This window comes from Macrococcus sp. 19Msa1099, assembly GCA_019357535.2.
GTDB lineage: Bacteria > Bacillota > Bacilli > Staphylococcales > Staphylococcaceae > Macrococcoides > Macrococcoides psychrotolerans.
In genome coordinates this window covers 1,069,665-1,095,243 of sequence record CP079955.1, presented here as the reverse complement: position 1 = coordinate 1,095,243, position 25,579 = coordinate 1,069,665, and the positions used below count along the sequence as shown (strand labels likewise).

Annotated in this window: 29 protein-coding genes; 24 read left to right on the top strand and 5 right to left on the bottom strand. The window is 35.1% G+C overall.

The features are described from left to right. Positions 1-101 precede the first annotated feature (101 nt). Positions 102-1,112 carry an MsnO8 family LLM class oxidoreductase gene (locus KYI10_05545; GenBank protein ID QYA31861.1) on the top strand — a complete coding sequence of 337 codons (1,011 nt, stop codon included), beginning with the start codon at positions 102-104 and terminating at the stop codon, positions 1,110-1,112. 46 nt (positions 1,113-1,158) lie between these two features. On the opposite strand, the gene KYI10_05540 is transcribed toward KYI10_05545, so the two are convergent. From KYI10_05540 to KYI10_05530, 3 genes are all read right to left on the bottom strand, one after another. Next, positions 1,159-2,814 (bottom strand): b(o/a)3-type cytochrome-c oxidase subunit 1, encoded by a 1,656-nt coding sequence (locus KYI10_05540; GenBank protein ID QYA33919.1) that lies wholly within the window; start codon positions 2,812-2,814, stop codon positions 1,159-1,161. A 71-nt stretch (positions 2,815-2,885) separates the two neighbouring features. Then, positions 2,886-3,362, bottom strand: coding sequence for a cytochrome B5 (locus KYI10_05535; protein ID QYA31860.1), 477 nt, complete (start codon positions 3,360-3,362; stop codon positions 2,886-2,888). A 12-nt stretch (positions 3,363-3,374) separates the two neighbouring features. Continuing rightward, positions 3,375-3,542: a cytochrome c oxidase subunit 2A gene (locus tag KYI10_05530; GenBank protein ID QYA33918.2), complete on the bottom strand. Its 168-nt coding sequence runs from the start codon at positions 3,540-3,542 to the stop codon at positions 3,375-3,377. A 131-nt stretch (positions 3,543-3,673) separates the two neighbouring features. On the opposite strand from KYI10_05530, the gene KYI10_05525 reads away from it, so the two are divergent. The 4 genes from KYI10_05525 to KYI10_05510 all read left to right on the top strand — a co-directional run bounded on the left by KYI10_05525 (position 3,674) and on the right by KYI10_05510 (position 10,255). After that, on the top strand, positions 3,674-7,069 hold the full coding sequence (locus tag KYI10_05525; protein QYA31859.1) for a dynamin family protein: 3,396 nt from the start codon (positions 3,674-3,676) through the stop codon (positions 7,067-7,069). Between the two features lie 526 nt (positions 7,070-7,595). After that, entirely contained in the window at positions 7,596-8,468 is an 873-nt protein-coding gene (locus KYI10_05520; protein QYA31858.1) for a 5'-3' exonuclease, read from the top strand. A 63-nt stretch (positions 8,469-8,531) separates the two neighbouring features. Continuing rightward, positions 8,532-9,488: a hypothetical protein gene (locus KYI10_05515; protein QYA31857.1), complete on the top strand. Its 957-nt coding sequence runs from the start codon at positions 8,532-8,534 to the stop codon at positions 9,486-9,488. Then, positions 9,485-10,255: an HAD-IIB family hydrolase gene (locus KYI10_05510; protein ID QYA31856.1), complete on the top strand. Its 771-nt coding sequence runs from the start codon at positions 9,485-9,487 to the stop codon at positions 10,253-10,255. Before KYI10_05515 ends, KYI10_05510 begins: the two co-directional genes overlap by 4 nt. 1 nt (position 10,256) lies before the next feature. On the opposite strand, the gene KYI10_05505 is transcribed toward KYI10_05510, so the two are convergent. Both KYI10_05505 and KYI10_05500 read right to left on the bottom strand, forming a co-directional pair. After that, positions 10,257-10,649 (bottom strand): ribonuclease HI family protein, encoded by a 393-nt coding sequence (locus KYI10_05505; GenBank protein QYA31855.2) that lies wholly within the window; start codon positions 10,647-10,649, stop codon positions 10,257-10,259. Beyond that, positions 10,646-11,326, bottom strand: a complete 681-nt coding sequence (locus KYI10_05500; protein QYA31854.1) for a queuosine precursor transporter — start codon at positions 11,324-11,326, stop codon at positions 10,646-10,648. Before KYI10_05500 ends, KYI10_05505 begins: the two co-directional genes overlap by 4 nt. 117 nt (positions 11,327-11,443) lie before the next feature. On the opposite strand from KYI10_05500, the gene KYI10_05495 reads away from it, so the two are divergent. From KYI10_05495 to KYI10_05405, 19 genes are all read left to right on the top strand, one after another. Further along, the gene (locus KYI10_05495) at positions 11,444-11,635 is read left to right on the top strand and encodes a zinc-finger domain-containing protein (protein QYA31853.1); all 192 of its coding nucleotides are present in this window, start codon (positions 11,444-11,446) and stop codon (positions 11,633-11,635) included. A gap of 9 nt (positions 11,636-11,644) precedes the next feature. After that, positions 11,645-12,769, top strand: coding sequence for a virulence factor (locus tag KYI10_05490; GenBank protein ID QYA31852.1), 1,125 nt, complete (start codon positions 11,645-11,647; stop codon positions 12,767-12,769). Next, a complete protein-coding gene (locus KYI10_05485) occupies positions 12,766-13,200 on the top strand; it encodes a BrxA/BrxB family bacilliredoxin (protein QYA33917.2) in 435 nt (144 codons plus the stop codon). The genes KYI10_05490 and KYI10_05485 overlap by 4 nt, the downstream gene beginning before the upstream one ends. After that, on the top strand, positions 13,184-13,978 hold the full coding sequence (locus KYI10_05480) for a hypothetical protein (GenBank protein ID QYA31851.1): 795 nt from the start codon (positions 13,184-13,186) through the stop codon (positions 13,976-13,978). The genes KYI10_05485 and KYI10_05480 overlap by 17 nt, the downstream gene beginning before the upstream one ends. Before the next feature lie 247 nt (positions 13,979-14,225). Further along, positions 14,226-15,176, top strand: a complete 951-nt coding sequence (locus tag KYI10_05475) for a thymidylate synthase (GenBank protein ID QYA31850.1) — start codon at positions 14,226-14,228, stop codon at positions 15,174-15,176. 9 nt (positions 15,177-15,185) lie between these two features. Further along, complete coding sequence (locus tag KYI10_05470) at positions 15,186-15,668, top strand: dihydrofolate reductase (GenBank protein ID QYA31849.1); 483 nt, start codon at positions 15,186-15,188, stop codon at positions 15,666-15,668. Further along, positions 15,661-16,389 (top strand): lysophospholipid acyltransferase family protein, encoded by a 729-nt coding sequence (locus KYI10_05465; GenBank protein QYA31848.1) that lies wholly within the window; start codon positions 15,661-15,663, stop codon positions 16,387-16,389. The genes KYI10_05470 and KYI10_05465 overlap by 8 nt, the downstream gene beginning before the upstream one ends. A gap of 4 nt (positions 16,390-16,393) precedes the next feature. Beyond that, entirely contained in the window at positions 16,394-17,239 is an 846-nt protein-coding gene (locus tag KYI10_05460; GenBank protein ID QYA31847.1) for a DegV family protein, read from the top strand. Next, complete coding sequence (locus KYI10_05455) at positions 17,232-17,780, top strand: DUF2140 family protein (protein ID QYA31846.2); 549 nt, start codon at positions 17,232-17,234, stop codon at positions 17,778-17,780. The genes KYI10_05460 and KYI10_05455 overlap by 8 nt, the downstream gene beginning before the upstream one ends. 4 nt (positions 17,781-17,784) lie before the next feature. After that, positions 17,785-18,315, top strand: coding sequence for a peptide-methionine (S)-S-oxide reductase MsrA (gene msrA / locus KYI10_05450; GenBank protein QYA31845.1), 531 nt, complete (start codon positions 17,785-17,787; stop codon positions 18,313-18,315). Continuing rightward, positions 18,305-18,736, top strand: coding sequence for a peptide-methionine (R)-S-oxide reductase MsrB (msrB, locus tag KYI10_05445; protein ID QYA31844.1), 432 nt, complete (start codon positions 18,305-18,307; stop codon positions 18,734-18,736). Before msrA ends, msrB begins: the two co-directional genes overlap by 11 nt. Positions 18,737-18,750: 14 nt before the next feature. Beyond that, positions 18,751-19,251, top strand: a complete 501-nt coding sequence (locus KYI10_05440; GenBank protein QYA31843.1) for a PTS glucose transporter subunit IIA — start codon at positions 18,751-18,753, stop codon at positions 19,249-19,251. Then, complete coding sequence (locus tag KYI10_05435; GenBank protein ID QYA31842.1) at positions 19,251-19,472, top strand: YozE family protein; 222 nt, start codon at positions 19,251-19,253, stop codon at positions 19,470-19,472. Before KYI10_05440 ends, KYI10_05435 begins: the two co-directional genes overlap by 1 nt. Before the next feature lie 82 nt (positions 19,473-19,554). After that, positions 19,555-21,021: a S41 family peptidase gene (locus KYI10_05430; GenBank protein ID QYA31841.1), complete on the top strand. Its 1,467-nt coding sequence runs from the start codon at positions 19,555-19,557 to the stop codon at positions 21,019-21,021. Positions 21,022-21,033: 12 nt separating this feature from the next. Further along, complete coding sequence (locus tag KYI10_05425) at positions 21,034-22,095, top strand: undecaprenyldiphospho-muramoylpentapeptide beta-N-acetylglucosaminyltransferase (GenBank protein ID QYA31840.1); 1,062 nt, start codon at positions 21,034-21,036, stop codon at positions 22,093-22,095. 11 nt (positions 22,096-22,106) lie between these two features. After that, complete coding sequence (locus tag KYI10_05420) at positions 22,107-22,730, top strand: phosphatase PAP2 family protein (GenBank protein QYA31839.1); 624 nt, start codon at positions 22,107-22,109, stop codon at positions 22,728-22,730. Positions 22,731-22,925: 195 nt separating this feature from the next. Continuing rightward, on the top strand, positions 22,926-23,522 hold the full coding sequence (locus KYI10_05415) for a GNAT family protein (GenBank protein ID QYA31838.1): 597 nt from the start codon (positions 22,926-22,928) through the stop codon (positions 23,520-23,522). An 11-nt stretch (positions 23,523-23,533) separates the two neighbouring features. Next, complete coding sequence (locus KYI10_05410) at positions 23,534-24,205, top strand: response regulator transcription factor (protein ID QYA31837.1); 672 nt, start codon at positions 23,534-23,536, stop codon at positions 24,203-24,205. Next, a complete protein-coding gene (locus KYI10_05405) occupies positions 24,202-25,572 on the top strand; it encodes a HAMP domain-containing histidine kinase (protein QYA31836.1) in 1,371 nt (456 codons plus the stop codon). The genes KYI10_05410 and KYI10_05405 overlap by 4 nt, the downstream gene beginning before the upstream one ends. Positions 25,573-25,579 lie beyond the last annotated feature (7 nt).

The following is a 25,579-nucleotide window of genomic DNA, read 5'->3' as shown; positions in this document are numbered from 1 at the left end:
GCAATACGTAAAAATGTTCAAGTTACCCACACAAAGTATAAATTTATGTTTTGTGTGGGTTTATATTTATGATAAATATATTGAATAGCAGGTGAAATTATATGAAATTAAGTATATTAGATCAAGTACCGATGTCACGAGGCGAAACGCCGATGGATGCATTGATGCAAACGATAGAACTTGTTCAATTTGCTGAAGAAATAAAATATGATCGCTATTTTGTTGCTGAACATCATAATACGACTGGTTTAATCAGTCATGCACCAGAAATTCTTATGACGAGATTATTATCGATAACGTCTTCAATTAATATAGGTTCTGCAGGCATCCTTCTGCCACAATATAGTCCTTATAAGGTAGCTGAAAATGCAAATTTATTAGAAGCAATGTTTCCTGGTCGAGTGACGATTGGCCTAGGGAACTCTCCTGGCGGGAGTGAAATCACGAGACAAGCTTTAACAGATGGTGCCCAAAGTAAGGTGAGAGATTATGATAGAATGCTAGAAGAATTTTTAGGTTTTATGCGTAACACTTTGCCTTTAGAACACCATTATCGAAGTGTTAAAGCAGGACCGAGAATAGAAACACATCCTGAGGTATTTACGTTAGGGCTGACTGATAATGGTGCTAAAAGGGCAGCAAAATTAGGTATTGGTTTTGTGTTCGGGAATTTTATCAGTGATAAATATCAAGAGAGTGCAATTAAAATTTATCAGCGAGAATTTGTTCCTAATGCATTTATGCAGCGCTCCTATACAATATTTTGTTCCTTTATCATCGTTGTGAAAGATGATGCAGAAAAAGAGATGCAAAGACGTATTTTGGACCATTGGCTATTAAATGTCTCTAAAGGAAGAGATACAGTCATTCCTTCTATTGAGCAGGTTAATAAAATGCACTATAGTGATCAGGACAAACGTATCATTGACAAGAACAGAGGACGATATTATATCGGTAGAAAAGATGAAGTTAAGAATGAGATTAATAGATTGTATCAAACATATCAATTTGATGAATTGATGGTAATTAACAATACTTTTGACTTTGCATTAAAAATAGAGAGTTTCAGATCTATTAAAGAAATTATAGATGAGATTAATAGTGAAGAATAATTAAATTAAAAATAAAAACCATCAAGCGTATGCTTGATGGTTTTTATTACCAGAGTTTGCCTTCACCCATACCAGCTGCACCCGGTGGTGGATCCATAAACATTTGACCAATAGGTACTGTGTAAGCAACTAAAATTAATGCAATCGTTACAACAAGCAAGAACTTCCAGTTTTCAACGAATTTATAAACTGGTGCATGTTCATCCATTGCCTCTGACACAGGGAATGCTTCGTATCCTTTTGGTGCAAAGAATGCAAGCTGTATAAATACGATAACAACTAAGATAATGGATACGAAAAGAATTGTTCCACCAATCGCCTGAATTACTTGATATGGAATCCATTCTGCTGCTATTTTAGAGCCGCCATATTCAGAATATGTTGAACGACGTGGTGCACCGAATAATCCGATGTAGTGCATTGCACCAGACATAATTGACATACCGATTGCCCATAGCACACCTTGTGCGATAGCGAGTTTATTCATTGCTTTTGTCATAACACGGCCAGTAGCATGTGGTATTAACCAGTACATTGTTCCAAAGAACGTTAAAATGACTGCTGTTGCAACTGTTAAATGGAAGTGACCTGTAATCCAGATTGTATTATGTACTACCTGGTCCATTTGAGCAGAAGCATTAACTAATCCACCGGCACCACCAGGAATGAATGCGGCCATTCCGATAAACGGCAACACGAAACGTGCATCGTTCCATGGTAATGTTTTAATCCATCCAAATAAGCCTTTAGCACCTTTATTTCGTCCATATGCTTCAAATGTAGCAAAGAGACTGAATGCAGTCATTAAAGAAGGAATAACGACCATAAATGTTAATACGACCTGTACATATTTCCATGTAACGTCAATTCCTGGTTCAGTTAACTGGTGGTGAATACCAACAGGAATTGAGAAGAACAAGAATAACATAAAGCTCATACGCGCAAGATTATCACTGAATGCTTTAGCACCTATAATCTTTGGTACTACTGCATACCATGACATATAGGCTGGCAGTAACCAGAAATATACTAATGCATGACCGAAGTACCAGAATAACGTACGACTAAGTGAAACATCGATGCGCTCAACTAATCCTAGAGACCATGGAATCATCTGGAATAATACTGTAGAAGCAACACCTATTGAACATACAATCCACATGACATTGTTAATTACTACCATGTAAGATAAAAGAGGTGATTTTTGGCCTTTATGTTCTTTTTTCCATTGTGCGTAACGCATAATTTGTCCAGCTGCAGAAATCCATGAACCAACAATAACTAATGCCATACCTACATAGAAGATAACATGCGCTTTAAGTGGAGCATAGAAAGTATATAACACAGTTGCTTTATTAAGTAGAACCATTGTTGCTGCCATTGCAGTACCGATTAGCATTACCCAAAAACCGATCCACACAAGCTTACGTTGTAATGGACTAAGCTTTCCGCAAGTACGAATGACTGCAGCAGTCTGGAATCCCATGATAAAGAATGTAGTCAAAACTAATGCGAGAATGATCCCATGTACCGTAAGAATCTGATAATATCCAATACCAGCGGGTAACTCTAAAGTTCCAGAGCGGACTAAAGTCTGAACTAATCCTGCCAATCCACCGATGATTAAACAAACTATCGCAACATACATATGAGCCATAATCAACTTACCATCTGGTTTGGACATTTCAACTCGATTTTCCATTTCTTCTCTATGATGATTTCTGAACGAAGCACGTTCATCAAAAGTCCCACTATCCAATTTATATTCGCTCATTATTGATCAACCACCTTAATGTTTGATTTCATATCTGCGTGACCTGTGCCACAGTATTCATTACAAAGTAACAGATATTCACCTTTTTTATCAAAAGTTTTTATAAATTTAGAAATGTGACCTGGTTCAATCATCATATTGACATTTGTCTGTGCAATTTCAAAGCCATGTACAACATCTCTACTTGTTGCTATAATTTTTACTTTTGATCCTTTTGGAATTTCAACTTTACCTGGGTTGTAGTTAAATGCTGAAACAACAAACACAAGTTCGTAATCCCAGTCTTTTCCTTCAACTTTATGTAATCCTGGGTTACTAAATACTTCATCTTTATCAATAAGCTCCGGCGCAATAAATTCACGGCCGCTTGCGATAGGCTCATGACCATTATGTAATGCAGAAACAAAAATAATCCCTAAAAATAAAATTAATGAGCCCATACCTAGACCAAGCCAGATTTTTTCAAACTTATGCAATGTATTCCCCTCCTAAATTCGTTCTATAAATAGTACAAAAATTGCAAACCAAGTGATAACAAATATTGCTCCTAAAGCAAGTACAGCAGCCATTGTTCCACGCAAATCTAAATCATGATGAACGTCTTCATTGACTTGAATTGGATCTTTAGTTTGATTCAAATTTTTATCATCATTCACATTGAACATCCTTTCTTAATAGCTTTTCTTTCTTTATAATAATAGAGTAACTGGTTTATTAATGTGATAAATATCACACTTTTGGATATTTCGTTATATTTTTCACAAATAAAGAGGTAATGAGGTAGAACATGGATAATAAAGAGCAGATCAAACGATTATATCAACTGAAAAAAGAAGTGGAAAAGTCAGACAACACTTTATTATTGAATCAAATCAATGAAGTGATAAAAAAAGTTTATTCAGATTATATTGTATTAAGTTTTATAGGTCATTTTTCTTCAGGGAAATCATCTTTGATTAACAAGATATGTGATGAGGATATTTTACCTAGTTCTCCGATTCCGACAACGAGTAATACCGCTCAAATTATTAGAGATAACATAGATCTAATAAGAATAAATATGGACAACCAGACATACAGTGACGTCGAAAGCTATGCCACTGTTAAAAAGGTGAATACATTGAATACAGATATAGAATCGGTAGAGATTCATAAACAAAACCTTGCATTCCCAGAAGGTACAGTAATTCAGGATACACCAGGTATTGATGCAACGTTCAAAAATCACGAGCAGAGCACAATGAAATATCTACTCATCAGTGACATCGTTTTTTATACGGTGGAATATAATCATGTGAACGCAGAAAAGAACTTCAGCCAGATTAAGATGATGAATGAACTGGGAGTTCCAGTTGTTCTCTTGATTAATCAGATTGATAAACATGATGAAAATGAAATACTCTTTACGGCATTCAAAGAAAAAGTAGAACAAAATATTAAGATGTGGAACTTAAACGTTGAAGCTATTTATTATACTTCAATCTACGCTTCTGAACATAATCAGTTTGATCAATTAAAGGAACAACTCAATCAGCAAGTAAATGAGTTAACTGCAGATAGAGATTTCTACAATAGAATCATCGATTATATTGAACGCGCACAGATAAACTATCTAAATCAAAGAAAAGATAGGCTATTAGAACAGCTCGAGGTAGATGAAGCAGACATATCTCATGCCCTAGATGAGCTTCATATACAGCAGAGTCTGAACAGTGAGCAGCAACTATTGATACAGGATAATCGTACGGAACAATTATTAAAAGAAGTACGGAACATTGTTAAGAATGCTTATTTAATCCCTTTTGAACTGAGGGAAAAGATAGGTGCGATGCTTGAGACCTTTGCTACAAACTATAAAGTAGGTGGATTCTTCAATAAACAGGCAAAGCTTGAGAGTATTCAAAACGAAAAAATAGATAGTGTCATCGAAATGCTTAATGATCTACTGGATAAACAGATTAATTTCCAACTAAAAAATTATTATGAACAGTATATGAAATATAGTGAACAACCAGCGTTACTTGATGATATTTACTATCATATTACAAAAGAGGATGTTAAAGCGCTGAGCAAACCACAGCCGGAAGTTACAAAAGAATATATTCTAATCTATTCTGAACAATTAAAGACATTCATAGAGAAAAAGATTGTGCAGCAACAAAAAGTCTGGCTTGAAAAGTTCATAAAAAGTATAAATATGTCTAAATTAAATACTACAAATCATACTTCAGATAAAAGCATCCTATTTGATGATTATCTAAATAATGAAAAGTTAATGGAGTCAGTCACTACTAAAAATTATATGCATTACTATATTCATCTGGAAGAATCTATCGATAAATTAATAGATAGAAGGTATGTAACATTGTCTATTAATGAAACTGATGAAGTGGTGAACAAGCAGAGCATTATTAATGATAGAAAAGGTAGACAAGATTCACTGAATATTGAAGTCTATGAAACCTTTAAAACGGTTGACTATTTTAAATCAGATATGCGTAAGCTAGAAGCACAGCTTGATAGAATTCACAATGATGAAACTAAAATAGTTGTATTCGGAGCATTTAGTGCGGGTAAAAGTGCCCTCATCAATGCGTTGTTACAGGAAAGAATCTTAATTTCTTCTCCGAATCCTACAACAGCAAGTATTACCGAACTGTATTATGGTCAACAGCATTTTGTAACATTTAAGACAGAAGATATGCTGCTTAACAAGCTTAATGGGATATCATGTTCAGTAAGTGAAAATATGAATACCATTGAGTCATGGATAGAAAAAAATAAAAACAAGATAAATGATTTTTCTGATGAAGATAAAAGCTTCGCATCTGGTGTGATCAAACAATATCATCACTATAAAGCATACTTATCAAATGGACAGACGATTGAAATAGATAAAAATGAGATTGATAAATATACGGCACAAGATGAGCACGCAGCGTTCGTCAATCGTATAAAAATAGGTCTAGAAAATGATTTCCTTAAAAACAAGGTTATTATAGATTCACCTGGAACAGGAAGTACGAATAGCAGACATACGATGGAAACGACAGAGATTATTGCGGATAGCGATTTACTCATATATGTTTCATATTATAATCACGTGTTCACAGAGAAGGACAAAGCATTTCTATCTTACTTAAATGAAATTGAAGTAATGAATGAAGCGAGTGAAAATTTCTTTGTTATCAATGCAGTGGACTTAAGAAAAAATGACGAAGAACTAGTTGCAGTAGAGGATTATTTAAGAACTGAACTCGACCAGCTGAACATTGAAGATAGGATTTATTCAGTTTCTAGTAAACAAGCATTAGGTGGTTATGATGAACGTTTTAACGTGTTTGCTGAAGCAATTGAACATTTCGTAGATTCTACGAGTAAAATTCAAAAGATACATCAGTTTAATAGCAATGCATCGCGTATCGTTCGAAGTGCGCAATTTATGAGAGATGATTATAAAGCGTATATTGCAAAGCAAAATAGAAGAAATTTACAGTATGATGTGTGGCAGAAAGAGCCGCCATTAGAATGGAATATAGTTAGTAGAGTATTAAGTGATATAAAACAACTACTGCATGAACAGGTAAGTTACTTACGTGATAAGATGAAGATCCAGCTTTATGATGTTATCAAGTCAGAAGTAAATACTTCTCAAAAATTGAATATAATCGAAAAAAGTTTTAAAGCATCTGTAGAAAGTAAACTACTTAATGAATTTCAGTTCATTGTACCGAGAATCAATAAAGCTGCGATCCAGAGTTATAGAGACGAAACTTCTCTCACGAAGGCAGCCCTTATAGAATATGAGATTGCAGAAGATATAGTATTTGACTCATTTATTTTGAAATTAAATCAAATGAAGCTGAATCCCATTGTCAATGAAATAGAACAACTCGTATTTCCAGTAGTAAAGGAAAAGCAGCTTAAGAATATGAATTCAAGAAATGAGCTATTTGAAAATATACATGAGCAATCCATGACGGTAATCAATCAAGTACTCCTTAAATATGAAAGCTATATAATAACTGAAATCGAAAATGGTATCGGAGCATTAGAAACACATATTGATGAGAAGAATAAAAATATATCTGAAGAAATTATCGAAAAGCGTGCTACTTCAATTGATGATAGTATCATTTCTGAAATTAAATCAGCATTAAAGCAATTAGAGCTGAATTCATGAAAATATGGATAATGATACACAGAAGCTTGAACAGTTTAATCAGAAACACATACAAAATAGTATTTTTACCTATCCTATATTTATGTCATCTCGTCGGATGAGATTGCTATATTATTGATGGAAGTTATGAAGATTTGGATGCTTTTCACAATATTTTGTATCATAAAATATTTTTCATCCGTCAATAGATGATATATGACGGATGAAAAATTAATATTGACGATGAAAATTTGAATTATAACAAATCAATATTTTTAGATATAGAACCCTTGTTGAAAAATGATGAAGAACGTATACTTGTAGATGCGAGATCTTAGGAGAGGTTTATAGGATTGCTTGAACCAATCGATGCGGTTGGTGGTCACATTCCTTCAAATCAATATTCCGTATAATTATTGATTTGAAGGCGGATATATAAATGACCGTGCGGCATTAAGATCTGTGGATAGAGACGTGGCATTATATGCAGATAGCTTTTCTGAATGGATATCGTTTTATCCTGATAAAATTGAGACTGGAGATTAATATGAAAAATGTACTGATTATAGATGGGATGGCATTGTTATTTCGACACTTCTTTGCAACAAGTCTTCATGGAAACTATATGAGAAATCATGAGGGTATACCTACGAATGGTGTGCAAGGGTTTATAAAGCATGCAATTAGCGCGATCGAAGACACGCATGCAGCACACGTCATCGTATGCTGGGATATGGGTGCCAAAACTTTCAGAAATGACATCGATAGTAATTACAAGGCGCATCGTCCTGCACCACAAGAGGAGATGATTCCACAGTTTGAAATGGCGCAGCGCATTTCAGAAGAACTAGGATTTGTTAATATAGGGGTTCATCAATTTGAAGCAGACGACGTTATTGGTACGTTAGCGAAATATCTTGATAAGGAATACCATATCACTGTAATAAGCGGCGACCGAGATCTACTGCAGATATTAGATGAAAATATTGAAATTTGGCTTATAAAAAAAGGTTTCAGTATATATAGCAAGTACGATTTGAATCGATTTGAAGAAGAATATCACCTTAAACCAAAGCAACTTATCGATGTTAAAGCATTTATGGGTGATACATCGGATGGTTATCCCGGCGTTAAAGGTATAGGAGAAAAAACGGCGGTAAAATTGATCCAGTCTTATCGAGATGTGAGCGGCGTTCTAGCTTCATTAGAAGAATTGCCAAAAGGACAGCAAAACAAAATCATGACATCGATCGATGCTTTGAAAATTTCGAGACGTTTAGCTGAAATTCATACAGAGGTACCTATCAACCTTGAGGATATAAAAAAACGTATGTCGTATGTTTCTGATTATGAGTTTATAAGAAGTGTCTGTGATAAGCATGAGTTAAAATCTGTAAGTAGATTTCTGATTGGAAAATAATTTTTAGATTGATATCATTTCCTCAGTCAATTATAATTAATTGACTGAGGAAAGGGTGGGATTATGAGTTATATATTCGAGACTAAACAACTGAAAATATTGGATCTTGCAACACAGATATATGAGTATAAAGGCATGCAGCGTCTTATCGGCGAGAGACATCACACTGCTTTGCAAAAATTACAAAGAATTACAATGATTAATGCTCTTAAATATACAATGCAATTAGATAGCTTCTATTTTGCAAATACCAAACTGATTCAGATGGTGGACTATAAAAGTAGTATTAAAAATAATGATGATATGATTTTAATGGGTTATCGAGATGCGTTAGTATACATATTTAATGATTATGAGTTTATTGATTTATTACCTATAGAAATTGAACGTATTTATCTTGAAATGTCATTGGGTAATAATGCAATGATTGAAAAGATAAAACAGCAAAATACATCTATGTTGCACACTTCAACTCAAGCATATTATGAACAGATAAGTGATCATTATAATGCGCTTGAACGAGTTCTCACCTTTATATACTCTTTTAATAAAGAACATATATTTGAGGAAGATAATCGTAAATTAACCCATCTACTCTTAACATTGCTGCTGCTTAAAAGCGGATTTATTGTTGTGAAGTACCATAATATAGAGCAATACATAGCCGAAAGAGCAGATGAGTATCTTGAAGTGATGCAGCCAGATAGTCCGTTTGTTGACTTTTACTGTTTTTATCTCGAGATTATCCATCAATGTTATGAGCAGTTTTTTAATCAGTTCGAACTGATTAATATGAACAAATACGATCCTTATTATAGAGTGCTGGAAGTAATTAATCAGTCATTTACACCTTTATCTAGAACGGATATTGAACTTAAGCTGGCTGATATCAGCAGAAAAACAATAGAGCGCGCCTTAGTGAGCCTTCAAAAAGATGATGAGATAAAGAAGGTTGGTATAGGAAAATCAACAAAATATACTTTGAATACGATGTTTCACGTGAAAGGAAAATCTAAATGAAGTTAGTTGCGGTAGATATGGATGGTACTTTTTTAAATGATAATAATGAATATGACGAGGTAAGGTTTAAACATATTTATGATAAAATGCTGCACAATAATATTCGTTTCGTTGTAGCCAGCAGTAATCACTCTTCGTATTTAAAATATTTTTTTGCTGAGTACAATGACATTATTTATATTGGTGCCAATGGCGCATCGCTTGAGTTAGATGATATAAAGAGATATAAGTTGATTGCGCAACGTGATGTTTGTACAGCGATAACACGTCTTATCGATACAAATTATGAGTTTGTAGTATCAACGATAAACAATGCCTTTATTCACCAGACAGCTTCAGAAAGTTACCGAATGATGATACAGCCCTATTATCCAGATATCAAGGTGTTTACTGTTAGTGATGATATTGATGAATCTGTATTGAAAATTACAGTCACGGCTGCCGCTGATGAACTTTCAGATATAATTGAGTTGCTTCCTGCAAGTTTAGATTGTGTCTATAGCGGAGCGCACTGTATAGATATTACAGCCTATGCAGATAAAGCGCATATGCTTAAAATAGTGATGGAACAATTAAGTGTAAGTAAGGATGATCTTGTTGTCTTTGGTGATGGAGAAAATGATATAGAAATGTTCAAACTGTCAAGTCACAGTTATGCAATGATAAATGCACCTCATAAGGTGAAATCTTACGCGAGTGCTATCGCGCCTTCTAATAATGAGAGTGGTGTACTTTATATATTAGAACAGAACATTAAACAGATATAGCTCAGCTATATCTGTTTAATGTTCTTCTTGCGATTGTATCTGCATGCTTATTCTCTGCTCTAGGTATCCAGTCTAAAATGATAAGTTCAAACTGAGATTCAAGCACTAGATATTCCTTGAGATAATTTTTATAGGCTTCTTTTCTCACAAACTTTTTCTGTACAGAATCAGCGACAATTTTGGAGTCTGTTTTTATAAGTAATGACGTGTAGTTATTTTGTAGACTCAATTTGAGAGCGATAATCAGGCTCTGCCATTCCGCATGATGATTATCAATATCTCCTAGATACTCACCGTACTCTACAATGTCAGAATTATGTCTGAAAATAATACCACAAGCACTTTGTAAAGGATCTTGTCTCGTTGCTGCGTCTATATAAACTTGGGTCATCATGCTTCCTCTTTATGGAACGATTTCGCCCAGTATCCGAACGGGACATTGAAAATAGTAGACAAAAGTTTAAATAGATATGTGGTCATAAAGATTTCAAAAAGAACATTTCCTGGCATGAGGCCTGTAAAGGCAATCAATGTGAATAGTGCGGTGTCGATAATTGAGCTGAATACTGTACTGCCATAAGCTCTTACAATGAATGTACGATCAGAAGAAAAACGTTTTTTAATCAAATTGAAAAGATAGACATCCACGTACTGCCCGATAATATAAGCAACAATTGAACCGAGTACGATTCTTGGTACAACCCCGAACAATGTCTTAAGACTTTGCTGTGCAATATCGTTTGCAGCTGGATGGAATTGTAAAGATATCGTCATTAAAACGGTCATTATTATTGCGGATGAAAAGCCTAACCATACAGCTTTCTTAGCAACTTGTCTGCCGTAACGATCATTCAAAATGTCTGTTGCCAGGTAAATTGATGCAAATAATACATTTCCTAGCGTTGCAGTGATTCCGAAAAGTTCAACTGATTTAGTGACTTGAATATTTGCGATGACTGTGCCCACTGCAACCCATACAAAAAGTCCTTCTTTGCCAAAGAACCTATACATAATAACGAGCATCACAAATGTCATGATAAATGCAGCGATAGCCCATAGTTCATTTGTCATAATAAACCTCCTTTTAAAGTTAACTTAAGTATTATAGTGGTATAAATGTATTAATGCAACATGTGTTAAGCAAAGCATCATGCTTAAATATATAAATTTGTTATAATATCGTATGAGGTGGATTTATTGAATAGTGATCAGCAAATTACGTTACGTACTATTGATAAGCTCAATGACCATTATTGTAGTCATTGTCTCTTAAAAGAATATCATCGTAAAGAACATAATAAGACGTTCGCACATAATTACTGTATAAAGAAATGTACGGTTGGAATAGAAATCAAAAGACTAGGAAACGTATTGCAATAGGAGGATAAAATGGAAATAAAAAAGATAGAACCTACACCAAGTCCAAACACATTAAAAATTACGCTCGATTTTAACAAAGAAGATATGAAGAGTACAACTTACCAAAGTATTGAAGCATCTAATCCTACATTTATCAATGAATTACTGAATATTAAAAATGTAAAAGCAGTATTTCATGCATTAGATTTTATTTCAGTGGATAAAAATCCGAGCAGCGACTGGGATATACTGCTACCAGAAATAAAACAGGTATTTGCAAGTGAATCGATAGCGGATGTTAATCATCAGCCAGTTAGTGATTCGGGTGAAAAGCAGGTAGAAGTATTGGAATTCAAAAATATCCCATATCAGATTAAGATAACTTATCTGGATAGTGAAGTACGTAAACAACTTGATTTACGCTTTATTGACGCAATGCTCGACAGTCAGAATGATGATGATAATGTTATATTATTAAGACGCTGGGTCGATTATGGAATAAGGTATGGTACAGATGAAGAGATTGTTAATACTGTAAAAGAAGAGATTGATGCACTATATCCTGCTGAAAGATTACAGGAACTTGTTGAAGCGGGTAAAGCAAATAGATACGAAGATCATTCTAAACAGCTGGAACGTGTTTCAATAGAGACTTATTTAAGTACAGATGACTGGAAGGAACGCTATCGTATGCTGGATCATTACCCGACACCTGATATCAGCGATATCCCGTTCCTGAAAGTGGTATTAAGTGATGATAAACCTCAGCTAAGAAGACTTGCTGTAATGTTCCTTGGCATGATAGAATCACGTGATGTCCTTCCATTGCTGGATGAGGCAATGAAGGATAGAAATATTGCGGTACGAAGAACTGCAGGAGACACAATTAGTGATCTAGGATATAAAGAAAGTCTTGATACGATGCACCAGGCATTAAATGATAAAGCACCAATCGTCAGATGGCGTGCCGCTATGTTTATCTATGATGAAGGTGACGAAACTAGTCTTCCATATTTAGAAGCTCATTTAGAAGACGAAGCATTTGATGTAAAGTTACAAGTGCAGATGGCTTACGAACGTATCAAGAATGGTGAAAGCGCAGCCGGATCAGTATGGAAACAAATAGCTAACAGAAATAAAGGAGAATCATTATGAATGCATACGAACAATATATGAAACAATTATCAGAGGGTATGAGAAGTGAGTTAACAAACAATGGTTTTAAATCATTAGAAAGTAGTGAAGCGGTCGATAAACATTTTAGTGAAGCAGGGGATGCTACTACGTTTGTTGTCATTAATTCTGTATGTGGCTGTGCAGCAGGCCTTGCAAGACCTGCTGCTGTTACGGTTGCGACACAAAATCCAGTTAAACCAGACCATATTGTTACGGTCTTTGCTGGACAGGATAAATTGGCGACTGAAACAATGAGAGGTTATATCGGGCAAGCGCCTTCAAGTCCATCTATGGCATTATTCAAAGGAAGTACGCTCGTAGGCTTTATACCGAGAGAACATATTGAAGGACGACCGGTTGAAGAATTATGTATGGATATTAAAGAGCAGTTTGATGAACACTGCGTATAAGCTGAGGATAACAACGTGTGTTAATCCGGATGAAAGTGTTCTTGATTACGTCAGTATGATCTTAAAGGATCTGGAAAATTATTATTCTGATACGAAGGTTATCATTAGAGGGAAAAAGACAGTAAAGTCTTTCTTCATTGAAAGTGATATACCGCTTCTAATCATCCAGAAAAACGGTATCTATCTATATACTCAAATTGATAACAAAATCAGTTACCAGGAAAGTACGATGAATATTAAATATAAACAGTACGTAAAAACAGGCATACTTCCACCGCTTGTTGCTGCGGTTACTGATAATGCTGATACCCCTCTTCTTATCGCAGACTGTACAATGGGATTAGGTAACGACCTGATGCTGATGGCCAGAACATTACAGCGCGCAAACTTTTATGCCTATGAACAAAATTTTTATATACATTTTGCGATAAAATGGAGCATGAATTACTATTGTAATGCTATCAACCCAGAACTGAGAGAAGCTTTTAATTCGATTAATTTTGTCTTTGGCTCCATTGAACAGGATGATACACTATTTGATGTGATATATGTGGACTGTCTTTATCAGAATACTGTTGATACTTCTAATATTAGTGCGTTAGTCAATTTTTTGACTGGGGATATGCAGGATGCAAGATCGTTACTGGATAATGTTGTTCAAAGGGACGCCAAATTAGTCTTACGTGCAGAATATAATTCACCATTAATTTCGCAGTACCCATTTGAAATGAATATCAGAAGAAATACGATTACACATTATGGCATATTAAAAAAATAAGGATTCAGGAATTGTCCTGGATCCTTATTTTTTATGCACCGAATAATAACTATTCAGTAATACACATACTGATCATATAGCATAATAAAAGAAATAATCCTGAAACTACCATGATTGAAGCATCCATGCAATTCACTCCTCTGTTATACAAATATGCGCGTTTAATATTACAATATGTAATTCTTTAAATGTCGCCTATATATCTGTATTATAATGTATATAAGTAAAAATAGAAAGAGGTGGCGATATGAATTCTTTTGACCTTGAATATCATAATTTATTAAAACTTATTTTAGAGACCGGTAAGGATAAGGATGATAGAACGAATACTGGGACATTGTCAGTTTTTGGACATCAGATGCGATTCGATCTTTCTAAAGGATTTCCATTGCTGACAACAAAGAAAGTATCTTTCAAACTTGTAGCAACTGAACTGATCTGGTTTATCCGTGGGGATACGAATATCAGATACTTGCTTGAATATAATAACAATATATGGAATGAGTGGGCTTTCTTAAAATGGATTGAAAGTGATGAATACATGGGTCCGGATATGACTGATTTTGGTCATCGTGCATTGCGAGACGCTGAATTTAATGAACAGTATCGAGAGCAGCTGAATATTTTTAAAGAAAAGATTCTGACGGATGATGATTTTATGCAACGCTATGGCGATCTAGGGAATGTGTATGGTAAACAATGGCGTCAATTTGAAACGAAGGATCGCGTGACTGATCAGCTAAAGGAAGTGATTGAGCAGATTAAGTTGAATCCACATAGTAGACGTCATATTGTATCAGCCTGGAATCCAGGAGAAATTGATTCGATGGCACTGCCACCTTGTCACACAATGTTTCAGTTTTATGTAAATAATAATAAGCTTTCATGTCAGCTGTATCAACGCAGTGCAGATGTATTTCTTGGCGTGCCTTTTAATATTGCAAGCTATAGCCTACTAACACATTTAGTTGCGAGAGAATGTGGGCTAGAAGTGGGTGAATTTATCCATTCTATGGGAGATGCACATATTTATTCGAATCACATCGAAGCGGTTGAAACACAGTTGATGCGGTCATCTTATGAAGCACCTGAGCTTCAAATTAATAGCGATAAGGATATATTTAATATTGAGTATGAAGATCTAGAAATAATCGATTACACAGCACATCCGGCGATTAAAGCGCCGATTGCAGTCTAAGGAGCAGATATGTTATCTATAATTGTTTGTCATGATAGAAATAGAGTAATTGGATTTGAGAATAAGATGCCATGGCACCTTCCGAATGATCTCAGACGAGTGAAGACATTAACAACGCATAACACGATAGTAATGGGGCGCAGAACATATGAATCATTAGGTAAAGCATTACCTAATCGCCGAAATGTCGTACTCACACGAGATAAAGATTTTAAACCGAATGATGCAGATGTGATTTATAGTCTAGAGGAAATTGATCTGCTTGAAGGTCATGTATTTATATTCGGTGGACAAAACTTATACGAACAGATGATTGATAAGGTGGATGATATGTATGTCACGGTTATTGAAGAGAAATATCCTGGAGATGCATTTTTCCCTGAATATACATTCAAAGATTTTAAAGTTAAATCCATAGAAGAAGGTGTACTTGATGAGAAGAATGTGATACCTCATCACTTTATGCATCTTGTGAGGTATACAAATGATTAGAATGATGAAGACAGTCAGTGTAATTATCGGTTATGCTGCATTTATTACCCCGCAATTTAAACGAATTGAAAAAAAAATACTTGAACAGGATGATGTGTATAAAAGAGATAGGCTTGCTTTTATCGAACCTAAGAAGTGGGCACATGCTGTACTGAAGACTGCGGGTGTCACAGTTCGAGTTAAGCAAGAAAATGCACTTCCTACAAATAGTGTCCTATTTGTCAGTAATCATGAAGGTAATTTTGATATTCCTGTACTGATTCACGCGATTGATAAGCCATTTGGATTTGTATCCAAAGTCGAAGTCAAGAAAATACCGTTTCTCGATAAGTGGATGACAATGATGAACTGTATATACCTTGATAGAACAAATCGCCGTTCTTCATTACAGATGATAAAAGATGGAATCGCATCATTAAAAGCAGGGCATAGTGTACTTATATTTCCTGAAGGAACGAGAAGTAAAGGACATGGTATAGGAGATTTTAAAGCAGGGTCACTGAAGCTTGCAAAATCAGCACAAGTGCCGATTATACCAGTGGCTATAAAAGGTACTTCAAATATTATGGAAAAACATGATAGTAAGAAAATGGTTCCGGGAACTGTGAAAGTGACTATTCTGCCCGAAATTTCGCCAGATATATTTAATGATCTGACGTTACAGGAAGCAGCTGATTATATCAAGAATATAATTGCAACAGAAATAAATAAAGAGGGATGACGACATGAGTAAAATTAAATTAATCGTAGATTCTACACACGATTTGCCAGCGCAATATTTAAAAGATCATGGTATCGTACAAGTACCATTAAATATTGTAATGGAGGGTAAAACATATCTGGATCAGGAAGAAATCACATCAGATGAATATTTAGAAAAACTAATAGCACTTAAGGAAATTCCTAAAACGAGTCAGCCAGCCACAGGTAAGTTTGTCGAAATATACCAAAAATATATCGAGGAAGGTTACGAAATATTAAGTCTGCATATGACGCATCGTCTGAGCGGGACTATTGGCAGTGCGCAGACAGCCGCCGGTATGGTAGATGGAAAGGTCACAGTTATCGATTCTGGATTTATCGCACAATCATACGGATTTATAATACAAAATGTAGCAGAGTTAATCATCAAGCATAAATCGATGGATGAAATAGTAGCGGCTATTGAAAATATGAAAACTCAATCAAAGCTCTTTCTAGTGATTTCTCAGCTTGATTATTTAAAAAAAGGCGGAAGAATTTCGCGAGGAAAAGGCTTTATTGGTGGACTGATGAATCTCAAGCCTGTTGCAGAAGTGGTAGATGGCGAGATTCATGTTCTTCAGAATGTACGTACAATCAATTCAGTCGTTAAGCTTCTGACTAAAGAAGTAAAAGAAATGAGCGAACAATATAAATATTTGAGAATTGGTATATCAGAAGCACAGGCTAATGATTTACTTACGAAAGTGAAATCTGCAGTGGAACCTTTTACTGATGAAAATATATCGATTCATACTACGACACCGATTGTGTCAACGCATACCGGACCAGGTGCAATAGGATTATCGGTATTTGGCTACAATGACTAGAATAATTAAATCACCCATCTGGTTTATACTCTCAATCTTATTAGTTACTGTTATCATTGTTGGATTCACTATCTTTAATCTTAGGCTGACCGATGAGGTATCAAAACAGAATTTTAAGACGAATCATTTATCGAGTAATGACACACTGATTCTTTCGGAATCTACGGTAGCAAAGTATTTACCTCAAGATAAAGATAATAAAATTTATTTTAAGTCAAGCAAGATTTTAATCCACAACAAATCGAAATTTTTAAATCAAGATGTCCACGTATCTTTTATCACAACACCAGAAGTGTATATGGACGGAATTTTAAAGCTTAAAATTGATGATGTAATCATTGGAAAGCTGCCTTTTGGCAAACAGAAACTATTGGCTATCGTTTCTGAATTTGGTAATCTGCCCGATGGTGTAAGCTTAAATAAGAAGGAAGCTGCTTTTTACTATGATTTAGGAGTGATAGAATATGGTAAAACAAATTTATTGCTCAAGGAGATTAATCCCTCAAAGAAATGGGTATTTGATATAAAAATAAAGGAGTGATTTCATGCAAAAAGCAACTTTTGCAGGTGGATGTTTCTGGTGTCTTGTGAAACCTTTTGATACATTTCCTGGTGTTCAGTCAGTAGTTAGTGGATACAGTGGCGGACATGTCGATAATCCATCTTACGAAGAAGTATGCACTAATACAACCGGTCATAGAGAGGCAGTACAAGTCACTTATGATGAATCCAAAATTTCTTACGAAGATATATTAAAGGTTTATTTTATGACTTTTGATCCTACAGATGATAAAGGTCAGTTTTATGATCGAGGTGAAAGCTATACGCCGGCAGTCTTCTATCATAACAATCAACAAAAAATTGAAGCGTTAGAGTATATTAGAAAGCTCGATGATGCGGGCATATTCGCTCAAAAGATAACAACACCGGTATTACCTTATAAGAATTTCTATGCTGCAGAAAAAGAGCATCAAGATTATTATAAGAAGGCGCCGGAACATTATGAACGTTATCAGGTGGGTTCTGGAAGAAAAGCATTTATTGAAAAGCATTGGGGGAATAAAGATGAAAGATAAAGACTTAAATGAACTTACAGAGATGGAATATTATGTGACTAAAGAAAACGGTACGGAGCCACCATTTCAAAATGAATACTGGAACCATTTTGATAAAGGACTCTATGTCGATAAACTGAGTGGTAAACCGCTTTTTACTTCTGAAGACAAGTTTGATTCATCTTGCGGCTGGCCGAGTTTTTCTAAGGCAATTTCTGATGATGAAATCATTGAACTCGTTGATAAATCTCATGGTATGACACGCACAGAAGTAAGGAGTGATGCAAGTGACAGCCACCTTGGGCATGTCTTCAATGATGGTCCAGCTGATAGAGGTGGGTTAAGATACTGTATCAACTCTGCAAGCATCCAGTTTATACCTTACGATAAACTTGAAGCGTTAGGATATACACAATATCTATCTTTGTTCAATAACAAATAAATAGGAGTGGTATAATGTTTAAGAAATTGTTTGGTAAAGGGAGTCAGCCTGAGAAGAACATAGAGATCGTCGCCCCTATTACAGGGAGTTTTATAGCAATCGAAGATATACCAGATCCAGTCTTTGCTCAGAAGATGATGGGTGAAGGTTTTGGTATCAGACCATCCAATGGTCTGGTCGTTGCCCCTGTCGATGGTGAAATTATCAATGTATTCCCAACGAAACATGCCATTGGTATAAAGGCCAATAATGGTGTAGAACTGTTAATCCATGTTGGTCTTGAGACTGTTACAATGAAGGGTGAAGGTTTTAATGTATTAGTTGCCCAAGGAGATCAAGTGACAAAAGGTGATGCACTGCTTGAATTTGATATCAAAAAAATTGAAGAACAAGCGTCATCTATTATCTCTCCAGTAATTATCACAAATTCAGATACTCTGAAATCTATTACTGTAGACGCACCAGAATTGCTGATTCAAGGCGAAACTGTCGTTCTGTCTGTTGAGACAAATTAATGGTAAGGTCTTCATTTTATCATTTTGTTTTAACTGAGCGAGGTGCGGGCAATGAGTTTGGTCAGTTTGCTGAAGCGGTGTTCCTGGATTTAATGTTTCCAAAAGATGAAAGCGATTATAATCAGCTATCAACATATATCGAAGAGTATGGAACAGCAAGCATGTCTTTATCAACATATGATCGTTTATATGAGAAATATTTAGAATGGTTAAAATTTTAGCACGTATCTTATATGATACGTGCTTTATTTATATATTTTTTATATACTAAAATAATAATCAATAGTATATGGATGTGAAAATATGAAAGACAATAACAAGAATGACAAATCTTCAACCGAAAATGTAGAGAGAAACTATGTGATATCTCCATTTAAATTTATCATGATGCTTTTATCAACTATAATAATTACAGCAGCTGTAACAGCATTTGCGATACTCAGTGGCAACGAGAAGATTATAAGCGACGATACGCAAAAAAGATCGGAGTTTGTAAAGTTATATGCCGTATATGATACGTTAAATAAAAAGTATTATAAGAAAGTGGAAAAAGATAAACTGATTGATGGTGCAATCAAAGGAATGGTCAGTGGACTTGACGATCCATATAGTGAATATATGACGAGTGCTGAACAAAATGATTTTACGGAATCAATGCAAGGAGATTTTCAGGGGATAGGAACTGAGATTGAAGAGAAAGATAACAAAATTATGATCAGCAGTCCTATCAAGGGTGCCCCAGCTCAGAAGGCTGGAGTGAAATCTGGTGATATTATCATGGCGGTTGATGATAAATCTGTCGAAGGAAAGTCGACGCAAGATGTAGTTAAACTTGTGAGAGGCAAGAAAGGGACGGTTGTCACACTAACGCTAAAAAGAGGAGATGCTGAACCTTTCGATGTTAAAATTACGCGTGATAAAATACATATGAACAGTATTGAATATACTTTCAAAAAGGATGGTACAGGGGTTATTACCGTAATGAAATTCCAGGAAGGTACCGCTGATGAATTTACCGATGCACTTAAATCCCTACGTGATAAAGGGATGAAACAAGTTGTAATTGATTTGAGAGATAATCCAGGGGGCTATTTAGATGAAGCAGCAAAGATGGCCGAAACTTACTTAGAAAAAGGTAAGGTTATTGTTCAGATGGAAGATGTATCGGGTAATAAAGAATTATTGAAAGCTTCTAAAGATGAAGACGCACTTACAAAGAATCTTCCAACAGTTATTCTCTTAAATGAAGGATCGGCGAGTGCATCGGAAGTCTTCGCAGCGGCGTTGAAAGATAATGGTAAGGCGAAGATTGTTGGTCATAAATCATTTGGAAAAGGAATCGTACAGACAACATCGACGTTTAAAGATAAATCAATGATTAAATATACTGAACAGAAGTGGTTGACACCAAACAGTACATGGATCCATAAAAAAGGAATTACCCCAGATATTAAGGTCGATCTTCCGTCTTATGTGCATGGTCAGATGCTCGATGCGGATGAAGTACTCACACTGCATGTAAAAAGTACGAAAGTAAAATCCATGGAGATGGGCCTTAAAGCATTAGGTTTTGATCCGGGTAAAGTTGATAACACGTTTGATGAATCTACTTTGTATGCTGTCCAGAACTTTCAAATGGAAAATAATCTTACCGTAGATGGCATAATGACAGGTAAGACTACAGATAAATTTATGACACAGCTTGCAAAAAAGATTGAAAATGATGATGTACAGCTTAAAAGAGCGATACAAGAAGCAAAGAAAAAATAGGAGGTTGTCTAATTGAAAATTGCATTTACTGGTGGAGGAACGATTGGGCATGTTGCCGTTAATATGGCACTCATTCCTGAAGCGGAAAAAGAAGGAGTGAGCTGTCTTTATATCGGATCAAAAAATGGAATAGAAGCAGAGGTCATAAAGGAGCAGTTTCCTCAAATTAAATATTATGCGATTTCGAGCGGAAAATTACGTAGATATTTTTCGGTTGAAAATGTCAAGGATATATTTAAAGTTCAAAAAGGTGTATTAGATGCTTTAAGGATACTTAAGAAGGAAAAACCGGATATCATTTTTTCTAAAGGTGGATTTGTAGCTGTCCCTGTTACAATTGCAGCAAAGATTTTGAATATAAGAACGATAATCCATGAATCTGATGTTACACCGGGTCTTGCCAATAAGATTGCACTCAAATTTGCTGACAGAATGTACACGACATTTAAAAAGACGCTGGACTATATCCCTGCTGAACGCGGAGATCATGTCGGTAGTATCATCAGAACGGATCTCTTTGAGGGGCATATTAAAGAAGGATATGCCATCACGCAATTGAATGAACATAAGCCTGTTGTAATGATAATGGGAGGTTCATTAGGTTCTAAGAAAATCAACGATGTGATATTTGAAAATCTAGATATGCTGCTTGAGAATTATCAGCTCATACATCTAGTAGGTAAAGGGAATTCTAATGATATTTCAAGACAAGGATATTATCAGATAGAATATGCAGGTGAAGAACTGAATCATCTGTTCAAGATTACAAACTATGTTATTTCAAGAGCGGGTTCAAATGCTATCTTTGAATTTCTTGCATTAAAGAAGCCTATGATCTTAGTGCCACTCGGCAAAGATCAAAGTAGAGGAGACCAAATTGAAAATGCTGCTCAGTTTGAGAGCCAGGGATATGCTATGGTCATACAGGAAGAAGAATTCACGCTGAATAATTTAATGGATAAGCTGGAATATTTAAATGAACATCAACACGCAATCCAGCAAAATATGAGTTCGCAAAAATCATTATATACAGCTAATGATCTATTGATGAAAATAATAGCCGATGCTAGTTAAGGAGTAGAATTATGTCTCAGGCGAAAAGAATTTTGTTGATATTAATATTCAGTTTTATCTTTGGATTGATTGCATTTTTCCATGAATCACGCATTGGAAAATGGATTGATAATGAAGTCTATGAATTTATATATTCTTCAGAAAGTTTCATTACAACTACAATTATGCTCGGGTTCACAAAGATCGGTGAGGTCTGGTCTATGATTCTGCTGTCTTTACTCATAGTATGTTATCTTCTGCTTAAAAGGTTAAAAATAGATGCGCTATTCTTCGCATTATCTATGATCTTGTCTGGCGTGCTTAATCCTCTGCTGAAAAATATCTTTGATAGAGAGAGACCGACATTATTGCGTCTTATAGATATTACAGGATTTAGTTTTCCAAGTGGCCATGCTATGGGATCTTGTGCGTTTTTCGGTAGTCTGGCAATCTTGATTAAAAACCATTCGGATAGCTCCTTTAAGCCTTATTTAATCGGTATGTGTGTGTTTGCTATCCTTATGATTTCAAGTAGTAGAGTTTATCTTGGCGTACATTATCCGACTGATATTATTGCTGGGATAATTGGAGGAGTCGTTTGTATATTATTATCACAATTAATTTTAGATAAAGTAATTGACAATCGTTCTCAATAAGGTATAATAATAAATGAAAATGATTCTCATTTAAATAGAGTTCCCCCTCTGATGAGCATTTTCACCCCCTTTTATGCCCAAAAGCACCTGACTTGCCCGGTCAGGTGCTTTTTATTGTTCCTTTCTAAAAAATAGCTAATTTTAAACTTTTTGTGGTATTATTTTTTTATAAATTAATGATATGAGGTAATTGAATTGAGCATACATACATTTGAATCACTTGTACTGGAAAATGACAGAATAAAATTAATTCCGATGCAGATTGAGCATGCAAAAGACCTTCATGAAATCAATCACGAATCCATCTGGAGCTATATGTTGTTTCAGGCCACCAGTATGGATCTTATGGAGCAATGGGTGATCGATGCAGTCCATCTTAGAGAAACGTTGAAGTCTATTCCTTTTATCGTAGTACTGAAAGCAACGAATGAAGTAGTGGGGTCCACACGCATTAAAGATATTGACTATGAGAATGATGCCTGTGAAATCGGAACGACCTGGTTTGGTGTAAAAGCTCAGAAAACCTTTGTAAATACTGATAGTAAATATTTATTGCTCGAATTCTGTTTTGAGACACTTAATATGGTACGTGTACAGATTAAAGCGGATGAACGTAACGAGAGATCAAATAGAGCGATCGAAAGACTTGGTTTCCAAAAAGAAGGTGTGATACGTAAGGAGCGCAATTTACATGGTGTTAGAAGAAATTTGATCATTTATTCTGTCATTGATGATGAGTGGCCTGATGTAAAGAAAAAGATACAAGAAATTCAAAAGAAATATTTAACATAGGAAGTGTCCCGATGAAACGTATTCTAGTAGTTGAAGATGAAGCGAACTTAGCGAGGTTTATCGAGCTGGAGCTCACACATGAATCTTACGATGTAACTGTAATGTATGATGGAGAAAATGGTCTGCAAGAGGCACTTAGCTCGGAATATGATTGTATATTACTCGATATAATGCTGCCTAAACTCAATGGACTTGAAGTTTGTAGAAAACTTAGAAGTGAAAAGGACACGCCTGTAATCATGATTACTGCAAAAGGTGAGACATATGACAAAGTAATAGGGCTTGACTACGGTGCAGATGATTATATCGTTAAACCATTTGATATTGAAGAATTGTTAGCGAGATTAAGAGCATTACTCCGTCGCAATAAGAATGAATATGATGGTGAACATCTGCTTGTTGTAGGAAACCTCCAGATTGATAAGGAGGCGTTTACTGTCTCGTGTGATAATCAGCTTATCGAGCTGACTAAAACTGAATTTGAACTGCTGAAATTACTTGCGATGAATAAGAGACATGTTATGACAAGAGAAAAAGTGCTTACAGCTATATGGGGCTATGACAATGAGGTAGAAACAAATGTCGTAGATGTTTACATCCGTTACTTAAGAAACAAACTGAAACCTTTTGGTCAGCATCAACTGATAGAAACTGTTCGCGGTGTAGGGTATGTTATTCGATGAAGGTATCACAGTCTTTAAGAATTAAGTGGATGCTGCTTACAACGACAATTTCATTTATCGTTTTCATGCTCTTTAGCTTCTTAATCATTTATCTGATCGGTGTTTATCAAAAGGAGCAGGAAGCTGAAATAGCAAAAAGAAGCTTGTCTGATATATCAGTGATTATGGCTACTAAAAATATTGCGGAATTGAAGATTGATGATCTTAGTAGATCTCTATCGTCGAGTGATACGTTTGTTTATTTTAATAGGCAAGGAGAACAGCTTTTCAGTATTTCGGGTCAATCTGCGGAGAAGGTTGATATCGCATTCAATCCAACAACTAAGATAATATCTAAAGACGAAGTACATCAAGGCAAAAATTATATCGTTATGTATTCACCACTTAATAATGCCAACTTTCATGGCTATGTTGTATTAGTGCACTCTTTAAAAAACCATGACGATGTCATCGAATTCTTAATCATTATCAGCAGCTTCTCCAGTTTAACCGCACTATTTTTGACGGCCATGCTAAGCTATGTGTTCTCAGGCCAGATTACGAAACCTATTCGTATGATTGCTGAACAGATGAAACGGATAAAAAGAGATGGCTTTCAAAATAAACTCGCTTTTTCAACTCAATATCATGAAACAAATGATCTCATTGAAACTTTCAATGAGATGATGACACAGCTTGAGCAGTCATTTGACCAACAAAAACAGTTTGTTGAAGACGCATCACATGAACTTAGAACACCATTACAGATTATCAATGGCCATCTTAATCTTATAAAGAGATGGGGCAAGAATAAACCGGAAGTACTTGAAGAATCTTTATCGATATCTATTGAAGAAATGGCTAGAATCAATAAACTCGTTGAAGAACTATTAATTTTATCGAAAGATTTGTCGCTGGTTGAGTCTTCGCCGCAAGAAGTAATTGATATTAATGAAGAAATAAAGTCAAGAATTAATGCCTTCTCGCAATTAAAATCTGAATACACTTTTGATTTCCATAGTTCGGAAAAATTGATCAGACTGACGATTAATCGATTTCATTTTGAACAGATATTAACGATATTTTTAGATAATGCGATTAAATATGATGAGAAAAATAAACACATTATTGTTAGGACAACAAAAAAAAATAAATTCGCACAAATCGAAATCATAGATTATGGTATCGGTATTCCTGAAGAAGATCTGCTGAATATTTTTGACAGGTTCTATCGTGTAGATAAATCACGTGCACGCTCTAAAGGTGGAAATGGACTTGGTCTGTCGATTGCAAAGAAATTGATTGAGACGTATTCAGGTACTGTTTCTATTGAAAGTGAATTACATGTCTATACAAAAGTTAAGATACAGCTACCAATTCGCTCATAATATTTCA

Coding starts and splice junctions, on each gene's coding strand:
- KYI10_05545 (QYA31861.1), top strand. CDS start 102: ATGAAATTAAGTATATTAGATCAAGTACCGATGTCACGAGGCGAAACG.
- KYI10_05540 (QYA33919.1), bottom strand. CDS start 2,814: ATGGAAAATCGAGTTGAAATGTCCAAACCAGATGGTAAGTTGATTATG.
- KYI10_05525 (QYA31859.1), top strand. CDS start 3,674: ATGGATAATAAAGAGCAGATCAAACGATTATATCAACTGAAAAAAGAA.
- KYI10_05520 (QYA31858.1), top strand. CDS start 7,596: ATGAAAAATGTACTGATTATAGATGGGATGGCATTGTTATTTCGACAC.
- KYI10_05515 (QYA31857.1), top strand. CDS start 8,532: ATGAGTTATATATTCGAGACTAAACAACTGAAAATATTGGATCTTGCA.
- KYI10_05510 (QYA31856.1), top strand. CDS start 9,485: ATGAAGTTAGTTGCGGTAGATATGGATGGTACTTTTTTAAATGATAAT.
- KYI10_05505 (QYA31855.2), bottom strand. CDS start 10,649: ATGATGACCCAAGTTTATATAGACGCAGCAACGAGACAAGATCCTTTA.
- KYI10_05500 (QYA31854.1), bottom strand. CDS start 11,326: ATGACAAATGAACTATGGGCTATCGCTGCATTTATCATGACATTTGTG.
- KYI10_05490 (QYA31852.1), top strand. CDS start 11,645: ATGGAAATAAAAAAGATAGAACCTACACCAAGTCCAAACACATTAAAA.
- KYI10_05485 (QYA33917.2), top strand. CDS start 12,766: ATGAATGCATACGAACAATATATGAAACAATTATCAGAGGGTATGAGA.
- KYI10_05480 (QYA31851.1), top strand. CDS start 13,184: ATGAACACTGCGTATAAGCTGAGGATAACAACGTGTGTTAATCCGGAT.
- KYI10_05475 (QYA31850.1), top strand. CDS start 14,226: ATGAATTCTTTTGACCTTGAATATCATAATTTATTAAAACTTATTTTA.
- KYI10_05470 (QYA31849.1), top strand. CDS start 15,186: ATGTTATCTATAATTGTTTGTCATGATAGAAATAGAGTAATTGGATTT.
- KYI10_05465 (QYA31848.1), top strand. CDS start 15,661: ATGATTAGAATGATGAAGACAGTCAGTGTAATTATCGGTTATGCTGCA.
- KYI10_05460 (QYA31847.1), top strand. CDS start 16,394: ATGAGTAAAATTAAATTAATCGTAGATTCTACACACGATTTGCCAGCG.
- KYI10_05455 (QYA31846.2), top strand. CDS start 17,232: ATGACTAGAATAATTAAATCACCCATCTGGTTTATACTCTCAATCTTA.
- msrA (QYA31845.1), top strand. CDS start 17,785: ATGCAAAAAGCAACTTTTGCAGGTGGATGTTTCTGGTGTCTTGTGAAA.
- msrB (QYA31844.1), top strand. CDS start 18,305: ATGAAAGATAAAGACTTAAATGAACTTACAGAGATGGAATATTATGTG.
- KYI10_05440 (QYA31843.1), top strand. CDS start 18,751: ATGTTTAAGAAATTGTTTGGTAAAGGGAGTCAGCCTGAGAAGAACATA.
- KYI10_05435 (QYA31842.1), top strand. CDS start 19,251: ATGGTAAGGTCTTCATTTTATCATTTTGTTTTAACTGAGCGAGGTGCG.
- KYI10_05430 (QYA31841.1), top strand. CDS start 19,555: ATGAAAGACAATAACAAGAATGACAAATCTTCAACCGAAAATGTAGAG.
- KYI10_05420 (QYA31839.1), top strand. CDS start 22,107: ATGTCTCAGGCGAAAAGAATTTTGTTGATATTAATATTCAGTTTTATC.
- KYI10_05410 (QYA31837.1), top strand. CDS start 23,534: ATGAAACGTATTCTAGTAGTTGAAGATGAAGCGAACTTAGCGAGGTTT.
- KYI10_05405 (QYA31836.1), top strand. CDS start 24,202: ATGAAGGTATCACAGTCTTTAAGAATTAAGTGGATGCTGCTTACAACG.